Consider the following 2,851-nt stretch of genomic DNA (forward strand, 5'->3'; position numbering starts at 1 on the left):
TCGGCGTGGGCAGCGGGGGATGGGTATAGGAGGCAGGTCAGACAAGGGGCGTTTGGCGGGGCCGGGGGCGGAGGCGCCGCCTGGCCGGGGTCGTCGACCGAGATACCGAAGTCGGTGGCCAGGCCGCCGAGACCCGAGTCGTAGCCCTGGCCGACCGCGCGGAACTTCCACGCGCCCTGCCGCCGGTACAGCTCACCGAGGACGAACGCCGTCTCCGACGTCGCGCCCTGGCTGTCGAACCGGGCGACCTCGGTGCCGCCCGCCGCGTCCACCACCCGCACGTACAGGCCCTGGAACTGGCCGAACGTCCCGCCGTCCGAGGACGCCGCGATGACGATCTTGTCGATGGCGGGCTCGACCCGGTTCAGGTCCACCGCCAGGACGTCCAGGACCGTCGGCCCCTGCTGCTTGCCCTCGTGCCGCACCGCGCCCGAGCCGTGCGCCGGCTGGTTGTAGAACACGAAGTCGTCGTCCGAGCGGACCCGGCCGTTCTCGGTCACCAGGAGCGCCGACGCGTCCGCGTCCGGCACGCCGGGACCGGCCTGCCAGCCCAGCTCGACCCGCACCGAGGGAACCGGCACCGCGGTGTTGGCGCCCTTCTGCATCGACATGAACGCTCCTCATCATCGGCCGACGTCACCAAACCTACGGCGTGCCGCACCACCGCCGCGACCTGCCATGAGGCGCGGCCTGCCATGAGGGAGGACGCACGGCGGCGCCCCAGGGTTCCGCCCGGCCGGGCGTGTCACGGGACGCGCGCGGTCCACTCCGGGGTGCTGAACTTGTCGGTGACGTACTTGCGGGCCAGCCGCAGCTCGTCCTCACTCACCCTGTCGCCGGTCAGCCCGTACCGGGTCCGGAAGTGCCCGATCATGCGGTCGATGATCTCCTCGCGGGGCAGGCCGGTCTGCCGGCGCAGCGGGTCCACCCGCTTCACCGCGCTGACGATGCCCTTGTCGGAGATCTTCTCCCGGCCGATCCGCAGGACCTGCAGCATCTTCTCGGCGTCGATGTCGTAGGCCATCGTCACGTGGTGCAGCACCGCGCCCGACGAGAGCCGCTTCTGCGCCGCGCCGGCGATCTTCCCGTTGTCGGACGTGATGTCGTTCAGCGGCTGGTACCAGGCCTTGATGCCGAGTTCGCCGAGCGCGCCGAGCACCCAGTCGTCCAGGAAGGCGTAGCTCTCCGCGAACGACATGCCCGCCACCAGTGTCTCCGGCGCGTACATCGAGTACGTGATCGTGTTGCCGGGCTCGATGAACATCGCCCCGCCGCCGCTGATGCGCCGGACCACCTCGACCCCGTGCCGCTCGGCCGCCTCGGCGTCGACCTCGTTGCGCAGCGACTGGAAGCTGCCGATGACCACCGCGGGCGACGCCCACTCCCACACCCGCAGCGTCGGCGGTCGGCGTCCCGCGCCGACCTCCTCGGCGAGCACCTGGTCGATCGCCATGTGCAGGGCGGGTTCCTGCGGCGGCTCGTGGATCAGCCGCCAGTCGTGGTCGCGCCAGTCCGACGCCCGCGCCACGGCGCGCCGCACCGCAATGCCCACCGCCTCGGCGGTGAGGCCGAGCATCACTGTGTCGCGCGGCAGCCCCGCCTGGACGCGGACACCGATCGCCCTGGCGTCCAGCGCGGCGGGGAGCCCGTCGAGGACGCCGTTGATCGCGTCCAGGGCCGCGTCCGGTTCGAGGAAGAAGTCGCCGCTGATCCTCGGGTTGCACAGAAGGCCGTCCACGACGTCGACGTCCGCGACCACGAGCTTGCCACCGGGAACCTTGTACTCACCGTGCATCACATACAGATCAACCAGGTCCCCGCACGCCCCATTCCGCGGGGTTCAACGGCGCCGCCCATAGGGCATCGTTAAGGGACGGTGTCGCAGGGAGGGACGGTACTGGTGAGCAACCTCGATGTCCGGCCTAAGCCGGTGCAGTGCGGCGGACAGGACGACGTGGCGGGACGGCCCGTCCACCAACTGCTGCCGCCGCGGCGCGTTCCGCTGGGCGAGAGCACGGTCGTCCGGCGGCTGCTGCCCAGCCTGGGACGGCGGATGGTCGGCGCGTGGTGCTTCGTCGACCACTACGGGCCGGACGACATCACCGACGAGCCCGGCATGCAGGTGCCGCCGCACCCGCACATCGGGCTGCAGACGGTGAGCTGGCTGCACGGCGGCGAGGTCCTGCACCGCGACAGCCTCGGCAGCCTGCAGACCATCCGTCCCAAGCAACTCGGGCTGATGACCGCCGGGCGGGCCATCTCGCATTCGGAGGAGTCGCCGCGCGACCACTCCCCCATCCTGCACGGGGCGCAACTCTGGGTCGCGCTCCCGGACACCCACCGGCACACCGACCCTAGCTGGGAGTTCCACGCCGACCTCCCCGTGGTGACCGCGCCCGGCTTCACCGCCACCCTCCTCCTGGGCGAACTCGACGGCGCCGCCTCACCGGGCACGACGTTCACCCCCCATCATGGGCGCGGACATCGCGCTGGAGGACGGCGCCGACGTGCGCCTACCGGTCGAACCGGACTTCGAGTACGCGGCGCTCACCATGTCCGGCCATGTCGAGATCGACGGTGAGCGGCTGGAACCCGGCTCGATGCTCTACCTCGGCTGCGGCCGCCGCGAACTGCCCGTACGGGCGGACGGCCCAGGCGGCTTCATCCTCCTGGGCGGCGAACCGTTCGAGGAAAAGCTCGTGATGTGGTGGAACTTCATCGGACGGGCCGGCGAGGAGATCGCCCAAGCGCGCGAGGACTGGATGACCGGCGACCGCTTCGGCACGGTCAACGGCTACCACGGCGCCCGCCTCCCGGCCCCCGCCACCGCCGGCACGGCCGTCGCCTACGA

At 71.4% G+C, this 2,851-nt stretch carries 4 protein-coding genes; 2 read left to right on the forward strand and 2 right to left on the reverse strand.

Annotated features, from left to right (window positions below; genetic code table 11):
• Both HUX53_RS31060 and HUX53_RS31065 read right to left on the reverse strand, forming a co-directional pair.
• A partial coding sequence (locus tag HUX53_RS31060) for a TerD family protein (protein ID WP_176406775.1) occupies nt 1-611 on the reverse strand: 611 nt, incomplete at its 3' end.
• A gap of 134 nt (nt 612-745) precedes the next feature.
• Nucleotides 746-1,795 carry a biotin/lipoate A/B protein ligase family protein gene (locus HUX53_RS31065; protein WP_176406776.1) on the reverse strand — a complete coding sequence of 350 codons (1,050 nt, stop codon included), beginning with the start codon at nt 1,793-1,795 and terminating at the stop codon, nt 746-748.
• A gap of 105 nt (nt 1,796-1,900) precedes the next feature.
• Between HUX53_RS31065 and HUX53_RS41790 the strand changes: the two genes are divergently transcribed.
• Together HUX53_RS41790 and HUX53_RS41795 are read left to right on the forward strand one after the other, a co-directional pair.
• Nucleotides 1,901-2,581: a pirin family protein gene (locus tag HUX53_RS41790; RefSeq protein WP_309237517.1), complete on the forward strand. Its 681-nt coding sequence runs from the start codon at nt 1,901-1,903 to the stop codon at nt 2,579-2,581.
• A partial coding sequence (locus tag HUX53_RS41795; protein WP_309237518.1) for a pirin-like C-terminal cupin domain-containing protein occupies nt 2,508-2,851 on the forward strand: 344 nt, incomplete at its 3' end. The genes HUX53_RS41790 and HUX53_RS41795, both read left to right, overlap by 74 nt.

The organism is Actinomadura sp. BRA 177, assembly GCF_013372625.1.
Lineage (GTDB): Bacteria > Actinomycetota > Actinomycetes > Streptosporangiales > Streptosporangiaceae > Spirillospora.

Bases quoted from the DNA above. Each gene is read 5' to 3' on its own strand.
- HUX53_RS31065 (WP_176406776.1), bottom strand. From the start codon at position 1,795: ATGCACGGTGAGTACAAGGTTCCCGGTGGCAAGCTCGTGGTCGCGGAC.